This is a genomic window from Bradyrhizobium jicamae (assembly GCF_018130695.1).
In the GTDB taxonomy this organism is placed as follows: domain Bacteria; phylum Pseudomonadota; class Alphaproteobacteria; order Rhizobiales; family Xanthobacteraceae; genus Bradyrhizobium; species Bradyrhizobium jicamae_B.
In genome coordinates this window covers 1-16,602 of record NZ_JAFCJX010000042.1, presented here as the reverse complement: position 1 = coordinate 16,602, position 16,602 = coordinate 1, and the positions used below count along the sequence as shown (strand labels likewise).

General features: G+C 65.4%; 16 protein-coding genes. 6 read left to right on the top strand and 10 right to left on the bottom strand.

The window, feature by feature from the left end; all coding sequences use genetic code 11:
• The first annotated feature begins 22 nt into the window (after positions 1–22).
• Positions 23–586, top strand: coding sequence for a hypothetical protein (locus JQ604_RS37920; protein WP_212365857.1), 564 nt, complete (start codon positions 23–25; stop codon positions 584–586).
• A 38-nt stretch (positions 587–624) separates the two neighbouring features.
• A complete protein-coding gene (locus tag JQ604_RS37915; RefSeq protein WP_212365856.1) occupies positions 625–1,401 on the top strand; it encodes an SAM-dependent methyltransferase in 777 nt (258 codons plus the stop codon).
• Positions 1,402–1,570: 169 nt separating this feature from the next.
• Here JQ604_RS37915 and JQ604_RS37910 read toward each other — a convergent pair whose 3' ends face one another.
• Both JQ604_RS37910 and JQ604_RS37905 read right to left on the bottom strand, forming a co-directional pair.
• The gene (locus JQ604_RS37910) at positions 1,571–3,241 is read right to left on the bottom strand and encodes a gamma-glutamyltransferase (RefSeq protein WP_212365855.1); all 1,671 of its coding nucleotides are present in this window, start codon (positions 3,239–3,241) and stop codon (positions 1,571–1,573) included.
• Positions 3,242–3,289: 48 nt separating this feature from the next.
• Positions 3,290–4,183 (bottom strand): transcriptional regulator GcvA, encoded by an 894-nt coding sequence (locus JQ604_RS37905; protein ID WP_212365854.1) that lies wholly within the window; start codon positions 4,181–4,183, stop codon positions 3,290–3,292.
• A gap of 117 nt (positions 4,184–4,300) precedes the next feature.
• Here JQ604_RS37905 and JQ604_RS37900 point away from each other — a divergent pair, with 117 nt between their 5' ends.
• Positions 4,301–4,504, top strand: coding sequence for a DUF1127 domain-containing protein (locus JQ604_RS37900; RefSeq protein ID WP_212365853.1), 204 nt, complete (start codon positions 4,301–4,303; stop codon positions 4,502–4,504).
• Positions 4,505–4,570: 66 nt separating this feature from the next.
• Positions 4,571–5,191, top strand: coding sequence for a GNAT family N-acetyltransferase (locus JQ604_RS37895; RefSeq protein WP_212365852.1), 621 nt, complete (start codon positions 4,571–4,573; stop codon positions 5,189–5,191).
• 360 nt (positions 5,192–5,551) lie between these two features.
• Here JQ604_RS37895 and JQ604_RS37890 read toward each other — a convergent pair whose 3' ends face one another.
• The 4 genes from JQ604_RS37890 to JQ604_RS37875 all read right to left on the bottom strand — a co-directional run bounded on the left by JQ604_RS37890 (position 5,552) and on the right by JQ604_RS37875 (position 8,636).
• Complete coding sequence (locus tag JQ604_RS37890) at positions 5,552–6,382, bottom strand: enoyl-CoA hydratase (RefSeq protein WP_212365851.1); 831 nt, start codon at positions 6,380–6,382, stop codon at positions 5,552–5,554.
• A 114-nt stretch (positions 6,383–6,496) separates the two neighbouring features.
• A complete protein-coding gene (locus JQ604_RS37885) occupies positions 6,497–7,198 on the bottom strand; it encodes an SDR family NAD(P)-dependent oxidoreductase (protein WP_212365850.1) in 702 nt (233 codons plus the stop codon).
• An 80-nt stretch (positions 7,199–7,278) separates the two neighbouring features.
• Positions 7,279–8,136, bottom strand: coding sequence for a DMT family transporter (locus tag JQ604_RS37880; protein ID WP_212365849.1), 858 nt, complete (start codon positions 8,134–8,136; stop codon positions 7,279–7,281).
• Positions 8,133–8,636 carry a MarR family winged helix-turn-helix transcriptional regulator gene (locus JQ604_RS37875; protein ID WP_212365848.1) on the bottom strand — a complete coding sequence of 168 codons (504 nt, stop codon included), beginning with the start codon at positions 8,634–8,636 and terminating at the stop codon, positions 8,133–8,135. Before JQ604_RS37875 ends, JQ604_RS37880 begins: the two co-directional genes overlap by 4 nt.
• Positions 8,637–8,801: 165 nt before the next feature.
• Here JQ604_RS37875 and JQ604_RS37870 point away from each other — a divergent pair, with 165 nt between their 5' ends.
• Entirely contained in the window at positions 8,802–10,583 is a 1,782-nt protein-coding gene (locus JQ604_RS37870; protein WP_212365847.1) for an acyl-CoA dehydrogenase family protein, read from the top strand.
• A 52-nt stretch (positions 10,584–10,635) separates the two neighbouring features.
• Entirely contained in the window at positions 10,636–11,724 is a 1,089-nt protein-coding gene (locus JQ604_RS37865; RefSeq protein WP_212365846.1) for a Zn-dependent alcohol dehydrogenase, read from the top strand.
• 237 nt (positions 11,725–11,961) lie between these two features.
• On the opposite strand, the gene JQ604_RS37860 is transcribed toward JQ604_RS37865, so the two are convergent.
• The 4 genes from JQ604_RS37860 to JQ604_RS37845 form a co-directional block, all read right to left on the bottom strand.
• Entirely contained in the window at positions 11,962–12,315 is a 354-nt protein-coding gene (locus JQ604_RS37860; protein WP_212365845.1) for a nuclear transport factor 2 family protein, read from the bottom strand.
• A gap of 126 nt (positions 12,316–12,441) precedes the next feature.
• Positions 12,442–13,914 (bottom strand): amidase, encoded by a 1,473-nt coding sequence (locus tag JQ604_RS37855; RefSeq protein ID WP_212365844.1) that lies wholly within the window; start codon positions 13,912–13,914, stop codon positions 12,442–12,444.
• A 305-nt stretch (positions 13,915–14,219) separates the two neighbouring features.
• Positions 14,220–15,191, bottom strand: a complete 972-nt coding sequence (gene mbfA, locus JQ604_RS37850; RefSeq protein ID WP_212365843.1) for an iron exporter MbfA — start codon at positions 15,189–15,191, stop codon at positions 14,220–14,222.
• Positions 15,192–15,253: 62 nt separating this feature from the next.
• On the bottom strand, positions 15,254–16,405 hold the full coding sequence (locus tag JQ604_RS37845; protein WP_212365842.1) for an alpha/beta hydrolase: 1,152 nt from the start codon (positions 16,403–16,405) through the stop codon (positions 15,254–15,256).
• Positions 16,406–16,602: the final 197 nt, after the last annotated feature.

Below are 16,602 nucleotides of genomic sequence, written 5' to 3'. Positions count from 1 at the left end.
AACAACCTACAGAGTAGAGTTCATGACTGAATCACATCACCATCAGCACAATCACCAACACGACAATTCCAACGGTGCGACCGACGGTCCGAAGCTCAGCGATGGCCTGAAGAAATTTCTGGTCGGGCTCGCGAGCGACGTCGGCAAGCTCACCGCCTTCATGTACGACCAGAAGAAGGCGTTCGAGGACGCCGGCCTCACCCAGGAGCAGCAGGATCTCCTGCTGTCGGGCGACCAGTCGCGGATCTATGCCGCGCTGAAGGATCTGCCACTGCCGCCGCCGGCCGCCGCGCAACCGCCGGCGCAAATGCCGACCGTGGTCGCGGCGATGCACTATCAGGGGCAGACGATCCCCGGTGCCGCGCCCGCTTCTGGTGCTGGACCTGCCGCAGGTGCTGCGATGGCCGGTGCGGCCGCAGCAGTGTCAGCCACACCGCAGCCGCAAGCCGGCCAGCAACTGCCGCCGTACTACGTGCTGCAGCCATCGCAAATGCAGCCGGCGCAGCAGGCCCAGCACGCGCAGCAGGTCTATGGCTATCAGCCGATCTACTACCTCGTGCAGTGGCCGAGCTGGCCGCAGCAGTGAATCCCTGAGTAACCGCGTCAAGAATTAGAGGACATCACATGTTCGACGAGCAATTGATTGTCATCGGCACCGGCATCCGCACCGTGGGCCAAATGACCATGGAATCAGTCGGCTGGATCAAGCGCGCCGACAAGGTGCTCTACATCGTCAGCGATCCCATCGCCGAGGAGCTGATCAAGTCGCTCAATCCCGATGGCGCGGAATCGCTGTTCCACCTCTATGGCGAGAACAAGCCGCGCATCCAGACCTATCACGAGATGATCGAGCTCGCGCTCGGCTATGTCCGCGGCGGCAAGCGCGTCTGCATGGCAGCTTACGGCCACCCCGGCGTGTTCGCCTATCCAACCCACGAGTCGGTCCGCCGCGCCCGCGCCGAAGGCTTCAAGGCGCGCATGCTGCCCGGCGTCTCGGCCGAGGATTGCATGTTCGCCGATCTCAATTTCGATCCGGCGATGGCGGGTTGCCAATCCTATGAGGCGACCGATTTCCTGGTCAACGGAAGGCAGATCGACAACACGTCGAACGTGATCCTGTGGCAGATCGGCGTGCTCGGCGACACCACCTTCAAGGCCAGGGCCTACGACATCAAGGGCATGCCGCAGCTGTTGCAGAAGCTTTATCGCTACTACAGTCCGTATCACGACGTTTACGTCTACGAGGCGCCGATCTTCCCCGGCGTCGAGCCTGTGATCCGCAAGGTGCCGTTGTACATGCTGCCGCAGGCCGGCGTCAGCGCGATCTCGACGTTGTACATCCCGCCGAGCGCGCCGACCCGCAGCGATCTCGCCACTGTGCAGGCGATTGGGCTGGCGTAGTTGTCTCTCCGCGAACTCGCTGCACCTCTCCCGCTTGCGGGGGAGGTCGCCTCGCTCGTAGAGCGCGGCGGGTGGGGGCTCGCACCACACAGAGAATCCCACTGCGGAAACACCCCCATCCCAACCTTCCCCCGCAAGCGGGAGAAGGAGCGCAGAAGCGTTCGCCGCGCTAGTCGAGGCCCATCGCCACGCCCGTGTAGCGCGGGTCGGCGCAGCCGCCATAGCCTGCGCCGCGCGGCTCGCGCCAGGTGGCGTGGAACGAGCCCATGTAGCTGTCCCATGCACCGAGGAATTTTACCTTGATGCCGCGCGCGACGAGATCGGCCACCTGCTCAGGCGCGACGCGGCCCTCGATCGACAGCGTGCCGTCCTCGCCGAGCGGCATCATCCGCGGCAGTCCGATCGCGGCCTCCACGCTCAAGCCGTGATCGAGCACGCCTGACAACACCTGCAGCACATTGGCATGGACTGCGCCGGATGAGCCGAACTGCAGGACGGGCTTGTGGTGGCGGAAGATCTGCGTATTGCCGAGGATCGAGCGCATCCGCATGCCAGGCGCGAGCCATTGATCGAACCCGCTGCCGGGCAACCCAAATGTCGCATGCGAGCCGAACATCGCGACGCCGCCGACCACCTGGCCGGGAATGCCGCCGGACTGCAGCGTGGTCATGATCTGGCACCAATTGCCGGCGCGATCGATCACGGAGAGCTCGCTGCTGCCGACCGGCGTCTTGATGCGCTGGTCGGCCCCGACGGCACCGAGCGCCACGGGCCCCGCGGTCAGCATCACGTGATCGCTGAGATCGACCTTCGGCCGTGTCGCCGCGATCACGCGGGCGATGCGGCGGTGATAGCCCTCATCCATCCAGACATCGATCGGCAACGTGAAGAAATCGGGATCATTGAGATAGCCGATCTCGCGATTGACCCAGCGCAGCACATGACCGACCAGGAACAGCCGCTCCGCTGCGTCGGGCGCGAGATCACTGACGCCGAGATGATCGAGGATGCCGAGCGCAAGCCGGCACAGCACGCCCTCGGCATTCGGTGGCGCCAGTTGCCGCACCTCGTAGCCGCGATGCCGATAGCTCAGCGGCTGCTCCCAGCGCGGCAGCGCCATCGTCATGTGCGGCAGCTTGATCGCCCAGCCGAGTCGATTGGCGGTGGCGATGAACTCTTCCGCCCATGCACCTTCGGTGAAATAGCCGGGCCCGTCGCGTGCCAGCCCATGCAGGGTCTCGGCGAGCTTTGGATTGCTGAAGCGCTCACCGGCTTTGGTGACAAATCCGTCTGGTGCGAACAGCGCGCGCCCTTCCGGAAAATAGCCGACGAACGGCAGATAGCCGAAATGCGCGAGGTAGAGATCCGGCGACATCGGAAAGCCGTCCTCGGCCCAGCCGATCGCGGGCTCGCACAGCGAAGCCCACGGCAACGTGCCGAACCGCGCATGCAGCGCGCCGAGGCCGGGCATGAAGCCGGGAATGCAGGCCGACGGCGGCAGCTGCGTGATCGACAGTCCAATGTCGGGGATCGGACGGAACACCGGCAAATCAGGTGGAAATGCGCCGGTCGACAGCAGCTGATGCGTCGTGCGCGTCGCCGCATCGAAGTAGAGCAGCGTCACCAGCCCGCCATAGGTGGTCAGCAAATTCTCGACCACGCCGTCGGTGAGCGCGCCGGCGACTGCTGCATCCGCCGCGCTGCCGCCGCGCTTGAGCACGTCGATTATGGTCTCGCACACGATCGGATGCTGGGCACTCGCGACCGCAGCCTTGTGATGCACGGCGACCTTGGGTCCGCGTGACGTCACATGGTCTGGATTGTCGGCGGTGTCGACCACGGTAGCGATCTCCCACAACCGCCATCATGGCACCCTGCAACGCGCGCGTCAGCTATGCGCGACCGTGCCGAGCCATTTGCGGAACGCCGCGAGCTTCGGCGTATCGGCGCGTCCCTGCGGCGATACCAGATAGAACCCGGCATCCGTCGGCAGCGTGATCTTGAAGGGAACCACCAGGCGTCCCTTGGTGATGTCGTCCTGCACATAGGAGGTGCGGCCCATCGCGACGCCGATGCCGTCGATCGCGGCCTGGATGGTCATGAAGATCATGTCGAAGGTGATGCCCGGCTGTTTCGACAGATCGGCCGGCAGCCCCGCCGCGGTCAACCACAGCCGCCAGTCGTCGCTGTTGGCGTTGCTGGTGTGCAGCAGCACGTGCTGCTTCAGGTCCTCGGGACAACCGAGCGGCTTGTTTCCCTGCAACAGCGACGGACTGCACACCGGAAACAGCTCGTCCGCCATCAGCCAGTCGGCGCGCAATCCGCCCCACTGGCCACGGCCATAGCGGATTGCGGCATCGACCTTGTCGCGCTGGAAGTCGACGAGGTTGGTCGAGGTGGTGATGCGCACGTCGATGCCGGGATGCGCCTCCTGGAACGCGGACAGCCGCGGCAGCAGCCATTTCGCCGCGAGCGAAGCCAGCGTCGAGACCGTCAGCACATGGTCGTCGTCCTTGCGCAGCAGGCGGTCAGTGGCGAGGCGGAGGTCGTTGAAGGCGGCGCGCACGCCCGGCAGATATTCGACCGCTTCCGGGGTCAGGCTCAGCGAGCGGTTCTGCCGGACGAACAGGCGGACGCCGAGCTCCTCCTCCAACCGTTTGATCTGATGGCTGATTGCGGTCTGCGTGACGTTCAGCTCGGACGCCGCCAGCGTGAAGCTCATATGCCGCGCCGCGGCCTCGAAGGCCCGCAAGCCGTTCAGCGAAGGCAGTCGGCTGGTCATCTCCTCAGCCCTCCCAATTCATGACTTTAATTCATGCGAAACGGTACAAAGTGTCGTTTGTCGAACGCCCGTCTCGCGCAGATATTAGCGCCAACAGGTGACCGATAGGAGCCGAAAATGTCTGTTTTCACCCATGAATCGATGACAAATCATCATGCCCAGAGCGTTTTGAGCCAGGTCACCGAGACCCTGCACCTCTGGTGGGATCGCTATGAGCGCCGCCGCGAGCTGGCCCAGTGGTCGGACCGCGACCTCCACGACATCGGCGTGTCCCGCAGCGACATCGTCTACGAGACCGACAAGCCGTTCTGGCGGGCCTGAAGAGGCAGCCTCAGCCGGCGCCGCCTGAATGGGGCGCCGGCAAGTTTCCATCCTGAGGAGCGTGCCATGACCGCGCTGCAACTCGACGATCTCCAGCAATATTCCGACCAGCTGCGCACCAGGGGTGGCAAGCCGGTCACGGTGCGCTTCGTCGAGCCGCGCGATCGCGAGGAGTTGCAGAACTACATCCGTTCGCTGTCGTCGCGCTCCCGCTACAACCGTTTCCTCGGGGCGATCAGCGAGCTGCCGAAGTCGGAGCTCGAGCGCTTCATCCATATCGGCGAGGCCGACCGGTTCACGGTGGTCGCGACGATGCTGGTCGATGGTTTCGAGACCATCGTCGGCGAGGCTCGCTACGCCTTCCATGGCGATACCAATGCAATCGAGTTCGGCCTGTCGATCGACGATCGGTGGCAGGGCCATGGCATCGGCAGGGCGCTGCTTGGGAATCTCGAATGCCGCGCGGCGTCCTTTGGAGCTTCGCGCATCTTCGGCGATACGCTGCGTTCCAACGAGTCCATGCTCGGCCTCGCCTGTAAGGCCGAGTACGTTTTCACGCACAGCCCGGGCGACTGGAAACTGGTCCGCTTCGAGAAAGAGATCCACGTCGAACCGCAAGACATTCCCTGTGCCAGCTGGCGGCTTGCCGCCCTCCGCTCGGCCGCGATGTCCTCGCTTGCGATTTGACAGACTGCGCCCGGTTCTGGCCCCTCCAGAACCGGGCTTTTTTCTTGCTTCGCCTCGCTCCGCTTGCAGGGAGAGTCAAGGTGACGTTTCACCTCTCCCCGCGCTTTTGCGGGGAGAGGTCGACGCCGGAGCGCAGCGTAGGCGGCGGGTGAGGGGCATGGCAGATGGTCGCCACAAGCTCACAGTGTGCCGACTGGTCAATTGAGGAGTCGGAGCGGCCGATCGCATGGCGTCGCCGCGCACGGCCCCTCACCCGGATCGCCCGAGGGCGATCCGACCTCCCCCCGCGAAAGAGCGGGGAGAGGTGAAGGAGGTGCCGTTTTCGCCTCGCCCCACTTGCGCTAAGGCGGGGAAGGAGCATTACCCGCCCCGAAACACCGGCTTCCGCTTCTCGATGAACGCCTGCACGGCCTCCTTGTGATCGGCGGTCGTGGTCAGCCGGATCAGCCGCTCGGCCTCATGATCGCGTGCGGTCGCGAAGTCGAACTGCAGGGCCTCGTCGAGATTGTCCTTCATGTAGCGCAGCGCCAGCGTCGGGCCGTCGGCCATCGATTTGGCGAGCGCGAAAGCCGCATCCTGCAGCTCCTCATCCGGCACCACGCGGTTGACCAGCCCGATCTGCTCGCATCTTGCGGCATCGACCTTGTCAGCCGTGAACATCAACTCACGCGCCCGGGCGCTGCCGACGAGCCGCGTCAGCAGCCAGGCGATGCCGTAATCGCCGCTCAGCGCCACCCGCAGATAGCCGGTCGAGACGAAGGCCGATTGCGCGGCGATGCGGATGTCGCAGGCCATCGCGAGCGCAAGGCCGGCGCCGACCGCGGGGCCGGGCAGGGCGGCTATCGTCGGCTTGCGCAGCGAGGCCAGCGCGCCGGTCAGCAGGCGCTGGCGCTCCTGCAGATCGGCGACCTTTTCCTCGTAGCTCATCTCGAGCTTCTTCTTGTCGCGATGCGCGCCCATCCCCTTGACGTTGCCCCCGGCGCAGAACGCCTTGCCGGCACCGGTGAGCAAGAGCACGCCGACCTCCGGGTTCTCGCCGCAGGTGCGGATCATCGTGCGCAGCGCCGGCGTCAGATTGTCCGACAGCGCGTTGCGCACCTCGGGCCGGTTCAGCGTGATGATGGCGACACGGTCGCGGATCGCGCAGAGCAGTTCGTCGGTGCCGGTCTCGATCTTGATCTCGCTGGCCATGTCGCCTCCCCGTTGTTTTGTAGGGTGGGCAAAGGCGCAAAGCGCCGTGCCCACCATTTCCGCCGTGCTCGTGAAGGTGGGCACGCTTCGCTTTGCCCACCCTACCGCATCTCGTCAAAACTTCTCCACCCATGGCCGCAATTCCAGCTCCCATGTCCAGGCACTGCGCGGCTGCTGCAGCACGTTCCAGTAGCTTGCCGCAATCGCATCGGGATCGAGCATCGAATCCGGGCGGTCGGCGGGCTCGGTGCGGGTCTTGCTGCGGATGCCGCCGTCGATCACGAAATGCGCGACATGGATTCCCTGCGGTGATAATTCACGCGCCATGCTCTGCGCCAGCCCACGCAGCGCGAATTTGCCCATCGCGAACGGCGCCGATTGCACATAGCCTTTCACGCTGGCGGAGGCGCCGGTGAACAGGATCGCGCCATGCTTGTTCGGCAGCATGCGCCTGGCCGCCTGCTGCGCCACCAGGAAGCCGCCGAACGCGCTGACCGCGATCGCCTGCTCGACATCAGCAGGCACCAGCTCGACAAAGGCGCCGCGCGCACGGCCGCTGGCATTGTAGACCACGAGATCGGGCGTCGCGATCTCGCGCTCGACGAGGCCGAACAGCCGCTCGACGTCCTCGGCCTGGGTGGCGTTGCAGGCATAGGCGCGGGCACCCGTTTCGGTGCAGAGCGCGCCGAGTTTTTCGATTGAGCGCGCGGCCAGCGCCACGCGAATTCCTTCCCGCGAAAATAGCCTTGCCAGCGACGCGCTGAGGCCTTCGCCGGCGCCAACGATCAGAGCAGTCTTGTAGGTCGGCACATCCATGCGCGTGCTCCTCGGAGTGAGTGGAACACCCTATCTAGGTGCGCGATCCGGCCTGGCAAACCCGCCGGAGATCACGTTTGCTATCGCCGGAGCACGATCAAATTGCCGACGAGGATGATGGCCGCGCCGATCAGGATGTTGGCACCGAGATGCAGGTCCTCGAATGCGGCGGAGAGCAGCAGCGCGACGACCGGAACGATGGTGAGCGTATAGGCCGCCTTGCCCGGTCCGAGCCGGCGGACCAGCTCGAAATACAGCGCGAAGGTGATGCAGGAGGCTGCGATCGCAAGATAAAGCAGGCTCGAGATGTAGCGGACCGACAGATCCGGCACGAAGGTCGCGCCGGTGGCGATGGCCCAGATCGCGCTGCCGGCCGATCCGACCACGGCGCTCCAGCCGAGGATGGTCACGGTCGGCAAACCGGCGCGCTGGTTGCGCGCGCCGACGACCGTTCCTCCGCCGGTTGCGACCGCAGCAAGCAGCGCCCACGCAACACCGGCGCCCGCACCGGGTCCCAATCCGGCAATGCCGGGTGCGAAGATGATTGCCACGCCGGCCATGCCGCACAGCGCGCCCCAAAGCAGCGACGCCGACAGCGGCGTGTCGAGCAGCGCCCAGCCGATCACGGCCGCGAACAGCGACGAGGTGGACAGTACCAGCGCTGCCAGCCCGCTCGGAATCCGATGCGCCGCCTCGTAGAAGCTGATGAAGGCCAGCGAAAAGAACAGCACGCCTTGCAACGCGACGAACAGCCTGTCTCGACCGGGGATCACGAGCGATTGCCCACGCGAGGCGCCGTAGCCGAACAGACACATGGCGGCCACGGCCATGCGGATCGCGACCGACCATGGTGCGGGCGTCACGCCCGCCTGCAGTGCGGTGGCGAGCGCGCCGCCGCCCCACAGCAGCGCGGTCAAGCCGAACAGCACTGATGTCATCGGCCCGCTCGTTCCTGCAGCGCGCGCCAGCCGGCGGATTCGATCCGGGCGCTCTCGCCTTCGAGCTTGCGCAGCATACCATCGATCACTTCGCGCTCGGCGCTCGACAGCGACGCCAGCAGATCGGCCTCGATGACACGGCCGAGGCTTGCAATCTCGTCGAACGCCGCGCGACCGCGCGCGGTGATCGACACCGCGGCAAACCGGCGGTCGGACCTTGCGGTCGCACGTCGGGCAAAGCCGCGTTCGACGAGCTGGCCGATCCCGCGGCTGACCGCGAACGGATCCAGCGCACAGGCCTGGCCGATCTCGGACGCGCTCGCGCCGGTGCGCTCGGCGATGATCGCGAGGATCCGCCAGGCGGCCTGGCTGAGGCCGAAGCGCTCACCGTAGAACGTCTCCAGCGGCCGCGCGATTCTAGCGGCGACGATGAACAGGCGATAGGGCAGCCATGCGCTCAGCCGAAGCGCATCGGGGGAGGCCGTCCTGGCACGTTCCATGGTCGCACCGCAATTAATTGCAATATGCAAGTATATGACAATTAATGCAGATGTGCAATGGCGGTTTCCTTGCCGCGGAATTAGGCGGGCGACATCATGATTGTTGACGTCGGGTCTGCCTGCGTTATCGGTAAGCCCAACTCGGGTGGAACGAACGAGGCCAGCATGCAGCCGCTCAAACAAGATCACGAGATTCAAGCCACCAGCCAGCCCGGCCTGCTCGCGCCCGATACGACCGGAATGAACTTCTATCGCGCCGATCCGGCGCTGACGGATCTGCTGAAGCTGCATCTGCCGGACAATCTGTTCCGCCACATCGAGCCGCATCTTGATCGCCTTGGCGAACTTGCCGGCGGCCGTCTCGACGAATGCGCGCGGCTCGCCGACCGGCATACGCCTGTGCTGCACCAGCGCGACAAGTTCGGCCGCGACGTCCAGCATATCGAATATCACCCGGCCTATCGCGAGCTCGAGACATATGCATTCGGCGAGTTCGGCATCCATGCGCTGTCGATCCGCAAGGGCATCATGGGCTGGCCGGACAAATATCCGGTGGTCGCAAAACATGCCTTCACCTTCCTGTTCAACCAGACCGAATTCGGCATGGGCTGCCCGATCAACGTCACCGATGGCTGCGCCAAGCTGCTCGCGAATTTCGGCAGCGAGGCGCTGAAGGCAAAATATCTGGACGGCCTGACCTCGACCGACATGAGCAGGCTGACCCAGGGCGGCCAGTTCATGACCGAGAAGGAAGGCGGCTCCGACGTCGGCACGCTCACCACGCGCGCCGTGCAGGAGGGCGACCACTGGCGGCTTTATGGCGAGAAGTGGTTCTGCTCGAACGCCGATGCCAAGGTGGTGATGCTCTTGGCGCGTCCTGAAGGTGCAGGGCCGGGCACGCGCGGCGTCGGCCTGTTCCTGATGCCGCGGTTCCTCGATGACGGCGCGCAGAACAACTACCGGATCGTGCGCCTGAAGGACAAGCTCGGCACCCGCTCGATGGCCTCCGGCGAGATCAAGCTGGAGGGCGCGATTGCCTATGCGGTCGGCAAGCTCGATCGCGGCTTCGTCCAGATGGCCGAGATGGTGAATTCGTCGCGGCTGTCCAACGGCGTCAAATCGACCGCGCTGATGCGCCGCGCGCATCACGATGCGATGGCGGTGGCGAAGGGGCGCGTCGTGTTCGGCCAGCGCATCATCGACCTGCCGCTGGCGCGGCGGCAATTGATGAAGATCATGCTGGCGACCGAGCAGGCGCTGTCGATGAGTTTCCTCACCGCCGACGCGCTCGACCGCGCCGAGGCCGGCAGCCAGAATGCCGCCGCGCTGCTGCGCATCCTGACGCCGACGTTGAAATACCGCGCCACCCGCGACGCACGAAAGGTCTGCGGCGATGCGCTCGAGATGCGCGGCGGCATCGGCTATATCGAGGAATTCGCCACCGCGCGGCTGCTGCGCGATGCGCATCTCGGCTCGATCTGGGAAGGCACCGGCAACATCGTCGCGATCGATGCGCTGAAGCGCGCAATCGGCCGCCACGGTGCGGACGCCGCGCTCGCGGCCGATCTGCATGCGCGTCTCGATGACAGCCCCAATGTGCCCGTGGCCTGGCGCAACCGCCTGCGCGATCTCGGCGACCGCGCCGTTGCCTTCGCGCGTGAGGTTGCAAGCAGCACCGACAACGAGGCCGATGCGCGTCGCGCCACCAGCCTGCTCTATCACGTCGCAAGCGCCGTCGCGCTCGCCTGGGAGGGCGGCCGCATCCACGAGATGCGCGGCGATGCGCGCCGACTCTTGCTGTCGCGCATGGTGGTCGACCATCGCATCATGCCGGCTGATCCGTTCCGACTGACGGAAAATTCCGCACAGCGTACCATCACGTCGCATCTGCTCGGCGATCGCGCCGTAGGCCTAGCCGAGGTTGGCGAATTGCTTGGCGCAGCGTAGGCTGCCGATCGAGACAACGTCACAACAATCAAGAACGCCAAGGGAGACCCCGATGAAGGCCGCCGTCCTGCATGAAGTCAACAAGCCGCTGGTGATCGAGGACGTCAGCGTGCCCAATCCCGGGCCGCGCGAAGTCCTGATCCGCACCGCGGTCGCAGGCCTCTGCCATTCCGACCTGCACTTCATGGAAGGGCTGTATCCGCATCCGCTGCCGGCCGTGCTCGGCCATGAATCGGCCGGTGTGGTCGAGAAGGTCGGCTCCGACGTCAACTATGTGAAGCCCGGCGATCATGTCGTGACCTGTCTCTCGGTGTTCTGCGGCACCTGCGACAATTGCACCACCGGCCGCACCGTGCTGTGCACCGACACGACGGTGAAGATGCTGCCGGGCGCGTCCAACCGGTTGTCGTGGGCCAGGTCGGAGAAACTGCACCAGTTCCTCAACCTCTCGTCCTTTGCCGAGCAGATGCTGGTGCACGAGAACGCGATCGTGAAGATCAAGAAGGAGATGCCGCTCGATCTCGCCGCCCTGATCGGCTGCGGCGTCATCACCGGATATGGCGCGGTCGTGAATACGGCGAAGGTCACCGCCGGCGAGACCGTCGCCGTGATCGGCTGCGGCGGCGTCGGCATGGCCGCGATCAACGGCGCGCAGATCGCCGGCGCCGGCCGCATCATCGCGATCGACACCAACCCGGCCAAGCTGCAGCTTGCGACAAAACTCGGCGCCACCGATATCGTCGATCCCGCGCGCGGCGACGTCGTCCAGCAGGTGCGCGAGATCACCGGCGGCGGCGTGCAGCACTCCTTCGAGGTGCTCGGCCGCAAGGACACCGCAGAGCAGGCGTTCGGCATGCTCGCCCCCGGCGGCACCGCCACGATCGTCGGCATGATCCCGTTCGGCCAGAAGATCGAGCTGCACGGCTTCGATTTCCTGCGCGAACGCCGCATCCAGGGCTCCTCGATGGGTTCCAACCATTTCCGCGTCGACATGCCCCGCCTGGTCGACTTCTACATGCGTGGCAAGCTGCACCTGGAGGACTGGATCTCCGCCAAGCTGAAGCTCCGCGAGATCAACGACGGCTTTGCCAATATGAAAGCCGGCAAGACGCTGCGCAGCGTGATCATGTTCGACAGCTGACCGTGCTTCTCTTCACCTCTCCCCGCTCTTCAGCGGGGAAAGGTCGGATCGCCCAAAGGGCGATCCGGGTGAGGGGCCATGCACGACCGTGCGATACGGACAGTCCCTCCGACTCTTCGAATAACCTGTCGGCCAATTGCGAGTTCGCGTTAGGCACCTGCCTCGCCCCTCACCCGCCGCCTCCGCTGCGCTCCGGCGTCGACCTCTCCCCGCAAAAGCGCGGGGAGAGGTGAAGCGTCAGCGCGACACGTGGGCTGATACCGCGAGCCACGTCCCGTTCTGCCGCGCCCAGCAGTCGGTGTAGCGGCCCTCGGCCTGCTTCCCGTCCGGCATGGTGTAGCTCGTCGCCGCGTGAATAATCGCGAAGTCGCCAAGCACGCGGATCTTCACGTCATGCGCGCGCAGGTTCTTGATCGCGATCGGTTTCGCCGTCTGCTGCAGGAACGCGGCGCGGTCGACCAGCGATTTGTCGGGGTTCGAGCAAAAGAAGTCGGCGGCCAGGATTTCGTCGAAGCGCTTGACGTCGCAGTTCTGGACGGAGTCGACATAGTCCTTGTTGAGCTTTGTGAGTTCTTCGAGATCGTTGCTCATTGTTGATTCCTCCCTGCAAACCCTCATGGTGAGGAGGCGCGCTAGCGCCGTCTCGAACCATGAGGCCGTTATTGTCTCCTCCTTCGAGACGCGCGCGTTGCGCGCTCCTCAGGATGAGGCTTCTCTTTAATCGTCAAACATCTTCGGCGGCACGAATCCGCCGAATTCACGCTCGATCAGCTCGGCGAGCTTCAGCGGCGTCCGATCCTCCAGCGCTGGCCCCACGATCTGCACGCCGACCGGCAATCCATCCGGCGCGAAGCCGGTCGGGATTGCCGTTGCCGGCAGGCCGGGCAGGGTGGCGATGCCGGGCCAGGCGAGCTGGTCGGTGTACACATGCGGCGTGCCGTCGATCAGGATGCGGCGCTGCTCCTGGTCGGGCGCGTGATCGTGCGGATAGGCCGGCGTCGGCATGATCGGGCAGATCACCGCATCGAACGACTTGAACAGTTCGCGCCACTGCGCGCGCAGGCGAACGCGCGCGCCGGTCGCGTGCACCCAGTCGCGATGGCTGAGTGCGATGCCGCGCAGCCGCTCGGCCTGCAGGCTGACATTGTCGGCCGGCAGCGTCTTGGCCATCGCCACCGCGCCCGCATAGACCTCGGGCGGCATGTTCGCGCCGAGGAACGACAGCAGCATCCGCATATAGAGCCGCGAGGAGGCCGCGAAATCCGGCAGCAGCGGGCTCGCGCGCGACACCTTGGCGCCGGCCTTGTCGAGATGGCTGGCGAGCTTGTCGATGGTGCCGCGGATCGCCTTGTCGGTCGGCAGCACCGGATCGGTATCGATCACGAGGATGCGGAAATCCTTCAGCGAGGTGTGACGCGCCGCCGGCAGCTCGAGCTTGTAGGCCTTGCCGTTTTCGAGCGGGTCCGGGCCGGCCATCACGTCGAGCAACAGGGACAGGTCGGCGGCGCCGCGGGCCATCGGGCCGATCACGGCAAGATCGCGCTCGAACGGCAGCGCCGGCAATGGCGGCGCGGTGTGGCCGCGCGAGGCCAGCAGGTCGAAGGTTGGCTTGTGCGCATAGACGCCGCAATGGAACGCCGGCACCCGCAGCGAACCGCCGATGTCGGAGCCGAGCGACAGCGCGCCGTAGCCTGCGGCGAGCGCGGCCGACGATCCGCCGGAGGAACCGCCCGGCGTGCGGCCGAGATCGTAGGGGTTGTTGGTGGTGCCGTAGAAGTCGTTGTAGCTCTGCCAGTCGGCGAGGCTGACGGGCACGTTGGTCTTGCCGAGAATGACGCCGCCGGCGTCCTTCACCCGCGTGACCGGCAGCGAGTCTTCCGTCGGCGTGAAGTCCTTGTGCACGACATGGCCCCAGGTCGTCGGCAGCCCGGCGATGTTGTAGGATTCCTTCACCGTCACGGGGATGCCGAGCAGCGGCCTGTGCTCGTCGCGCGCAATCGCCTCATCGGCGGCGCGTGCTGCGGCAAGGCCACGCTCGAAATCGCGCACGCAGATCGCATTGACCTTGCCGTCATGGCGCTCGATCCGGCCGATCGCATCCTGCGCCAGCTCCACCGCCGACACCTGCTTTGCCCTGAGCGCCGCCGACAGTTCGACGGCAGTCTTGAAACTCCATTGCGATTTGGCCACGGCTTGCTCCCGGTCTGTTGTTGTCGGCGATGATGGCGCAGTTTGCCTGCGGCCCGCAAGCGCTGCGCGATCAACGCATCATGCGGACCGGCATGCTTCTATCGGCAATGCTGCGGGGCTGCTTGACCGATCTTGCGGCGGGCGGAACGAGCTCCTCTTCACCTCGCCCCGCTTGCGGGGAGAGGTCGGATCGCATCGCAGATGCGATCCGGGTGAGGGGGAGTCTCTGCGAGTCCGTCTCTCACCGGTTTTGCGGAGACTCCCCCTCATCCTGACCTCCTCCCCGCACGCGGGGAGAAGGGAAACTACGACGCGCCAATCAAAATCCCGACGCCGAGCACGATCGCGCCGCCGAGCACGATCTGGAACGCCGCCTTCAGGAACGGCGTGTCCATGTAGCGCGCGCGAATGAAGGCAATCGCCCACAATTCGAAGAACACGACGACGCCGGCGATCGACGTCGCGATCCAGAATGCGTTCGGCCAGCTGTCCGGCACGAGGTAGGGCAGCGAGTGGCCAAGCCCGCCGGCCGCAGTCATGGTGCCGCTGGCCGCACCGCGCAGCCACGGCGAGCCGCGACCCGTCAATGATCCGTCATCCGACAGCGCTTCGGCGAAGGCCATGCTGATGCCGGCGCCGATCGATGCGGCAAGGCCGACCACAAAAGTCTGCCAATTCTGATGCGTGGCAAACGCCGCGGCGAACAGCGGCGCCAGCGTCGAGACCGAGCCGTCCATCAGCCCGGCAAGGCCGGGCTGGACATATTGCAGCACGAAGGTCCGGCGGCGCGTTGCGTCCTCGGCTTCGCGCACCTCGGGTTTCAGGATCGTGTCGGTGAGGCTCGCGGCGAGTTTCTCGTGGCCCTTTTCCTCCTCGGCGAGATCGCCGAGCAGGCGGCGCACGCCGACGTCCTCGGCAAGCCCGGCGGCCTTGGCGTAAAACGCCTCGGCCTCCGTTTCCATGGTCTCGACCTCCTTGCGGATGGTGTCGAGCGGCAAATTCTTGGTCAGCCAGATCGGGCGGCGCTTCAGAAAGCCCTTCACGTCCTCGCGGCGGATCGGCGGCAGGTGCTGGCCGAAGCGTTGCTCGTACATTTCGAGCAGGCGATGACGGTGGCCGCGTTCTTCTTCCGCCATTTCCTCAAAAATCTTCGCCGTGTCGGGATAGCGGCCGACGAGGTCCTCCGCGAAGGTCATGTAGATGCGGCTGTCCTCCTCCTCGGAGGCGATCGCGACGGCCAGCACCTCGCGCTCACTCAGATCGGCGAAATTCTTCACGGCAGACGCCTGCTTTCCTAGTTTAGAATTATTCTAAACTGTATTCGAAGCAGCCCGCCGCGTCAAACCTCGTGTGCGTCGCGCAGGAATCTCAGCAGCAGCCGGCTGACCTCGGTCGGCTGCTCCTGTTGCACCCAGTGCCCGGCGCCGTCGATGAGGTGACAGCCGATCATCTTCGTGCAGGCTTTGGTCTGCATCGCCTCGAACACGCCGGGCCGTTGATAGGTGCCCCAATCCTGCTTGCCTGAGATGAAGGCGGAGGGCTGATCGATGCTGCGACCCGACCAGATCTGCAGCTCCGGCACGAAGGCTACAGAGGTGCCGCAGCGATACCATTGCAGCCCGCCCTGGAATCCGGTGCGCGTGTATTCGGCGCTGTAATAGGCGAGCTCATCGTCCGGCAGCCATGTGTTGGCAGCGATCGCCTCCCGCGACGGCATCTCCCTGGCCACCGTCGCCGCCATATCCTCCGCGAGATCCATCACATAATAGGTCGGCAGTTTTGCGAGCTCGCCTGCCGACCATGATTGCAGCGGATACGGCGTGTTGTCGGTCCAGTCCGCGCTCTTGTGATGATAGTAGGCGCGCAGGAAGTCATGCACGCCCTGCGGCGCGCGATGCATGTCGGCATTGGCCGGGCGCGTCGAATAGTACCATTGGTAATGCTTGCGCGGCCGCGGCAGCGCCGCGAGTTCGCGATGCACGGGATCCTCGGTCGCGGGCTTCGCCGGCCCGTTCGCGGTGTTGAACGGCAGCGCCGGCGGTCCTGCGAACGGCGCGCTCATCATCACGACCGCGCGGAACACGTCGGGCCGGATCAGCGCGCACCAGGCCGCGACCGACGAACCGAAATCGTGCCCGATCACTGCATCGACGCTTTTGTACCCGAATGCCGCCACCAACCCGAGCGCATCGCGCACCAGGTTCGGCAGCCGGAACGGCGCGAGATCGCCGTCGTAATCCGCAGTCCATCCTGTCGTGCGCCCATAGCCACGCTGATCCGGCGCGATCACGTGATAGCCGGCGGCAGCCAGCGTCGGCATCACCTTGCGCCAGGAGAAGGCGAGTTCGGGAAAGCCATGCAACAACAGGAGACAAGGCCGCCCCGAAGTCTCGAAGCCCGCTTCGAGGACATGCATGGAGAGGCCGTTGATGCCGTCGACATAGCGCGAGCGGATGGAGGCGGGGAGCGGGACGTCGGGGAGGTCAGTCATGTGCATTTCCTCGTCACGGCCGGACTTGTCCCGGCCATCCACGTTCTTGTTGTCGCGGGACTGTAAAGACGTGGATGCCCGGGACAAGCCCGGGCATGACGGTGAAGCAGACGGGGATCTGTAGATTCCATGGGCGGTGAGCGTGGCCTCTCCGATAGGTTTGGGTTTCCACACTCGAACCCACGGAGAGTCAGATG

Coding starts and splice junctions, on each gene's coding strand:
- JQ604_RS37920 (WP_212365857.1), top strand. CDS start 23: ATGACTGAATCACATCACCATCAGCACAATCACCAACACGACAATTCC.
- JQ604_RS37915 (WP_212365856.1), top strand. CDS start 625: ATGTTCGACGAGCAATTGATTGTCATCGGCACCGGCATCCGCACCGTG.
- JQ604_RS37905 (WP_212365854.1), bottom strand. CDS start 4,183: ATGACCAGCCGACTGCCTTCGCTGAACGGCTTGCGGGCCTTCGAGGCC.
- JQ604_RS37900 (WP_212365853.1), top strand. CDS start 4,301: ATGTCTGTTTTCACCCATGAATCGATGACAAATCATCATGCCCAGAGC.
- JQ604_RS37895 (WP_212365852.1), top strand. CDS start 4,571: ATGACCGCGCTGCAACTCGACGATCTCCAGCAATATTCCGACCAGCTG.
- JQ604_RS37890 (WP_212365851.1), bottom strand. CDS start 6,382: ATGGCCAGCGAGATCAAGATCGAGACCGGCACCGACGAACTGCTCTGC.
- JQ604_RS37885 (WP_212365850.1), bottom strand. CDS start 7,198: ATGGATGTGCCGACCTACAAGACTGCTCTGATCGTTGGCGCCGGCGAA.
- JQ604_RS37880 (WP_212365849.1), bottom strand. CDS start 8,136: ATGACATCAGTGCTGTTCGGCTTGACCGCGCTGCTGTGGGGCGGCGGC.
- JQ604_RS37875 (WP_212365848.1), bottom strand. CDS start 8,636: ATGGAACGTGCCAGGACGGCCTCCCCCGATGCGCTTCGGCTGAGCGCA.
- JQ604_RS37870 (WP_212365847.1), top strand. CDS start 8,802: ATGCAGCCGCTCAAACAAGATCACGAGATTCAAGCCACCAGCCAGCCC.
- JQ604_RS37865 (WP_212365846.1), top strand. CDS start 10,636: ATGAAGGCCGCCGTCCTGCATGAAGTCAACAAGCCGCTGGTGATCGAG.
- JQ604_RS37860 (WP_212365845.1), bottom strand. CDS start 12,315: ATGAGCAACGATCTCGAAGAACTCACAAAGCTCAACAAGGACTATGTC.
- JQ604_RS37845 (WP_212365842.1), bottom strand. CDS start 16,405: ATGACTGACCTCCCCGACGTCCCGCTCCCCGCCTCCATCCGCTCGCGC.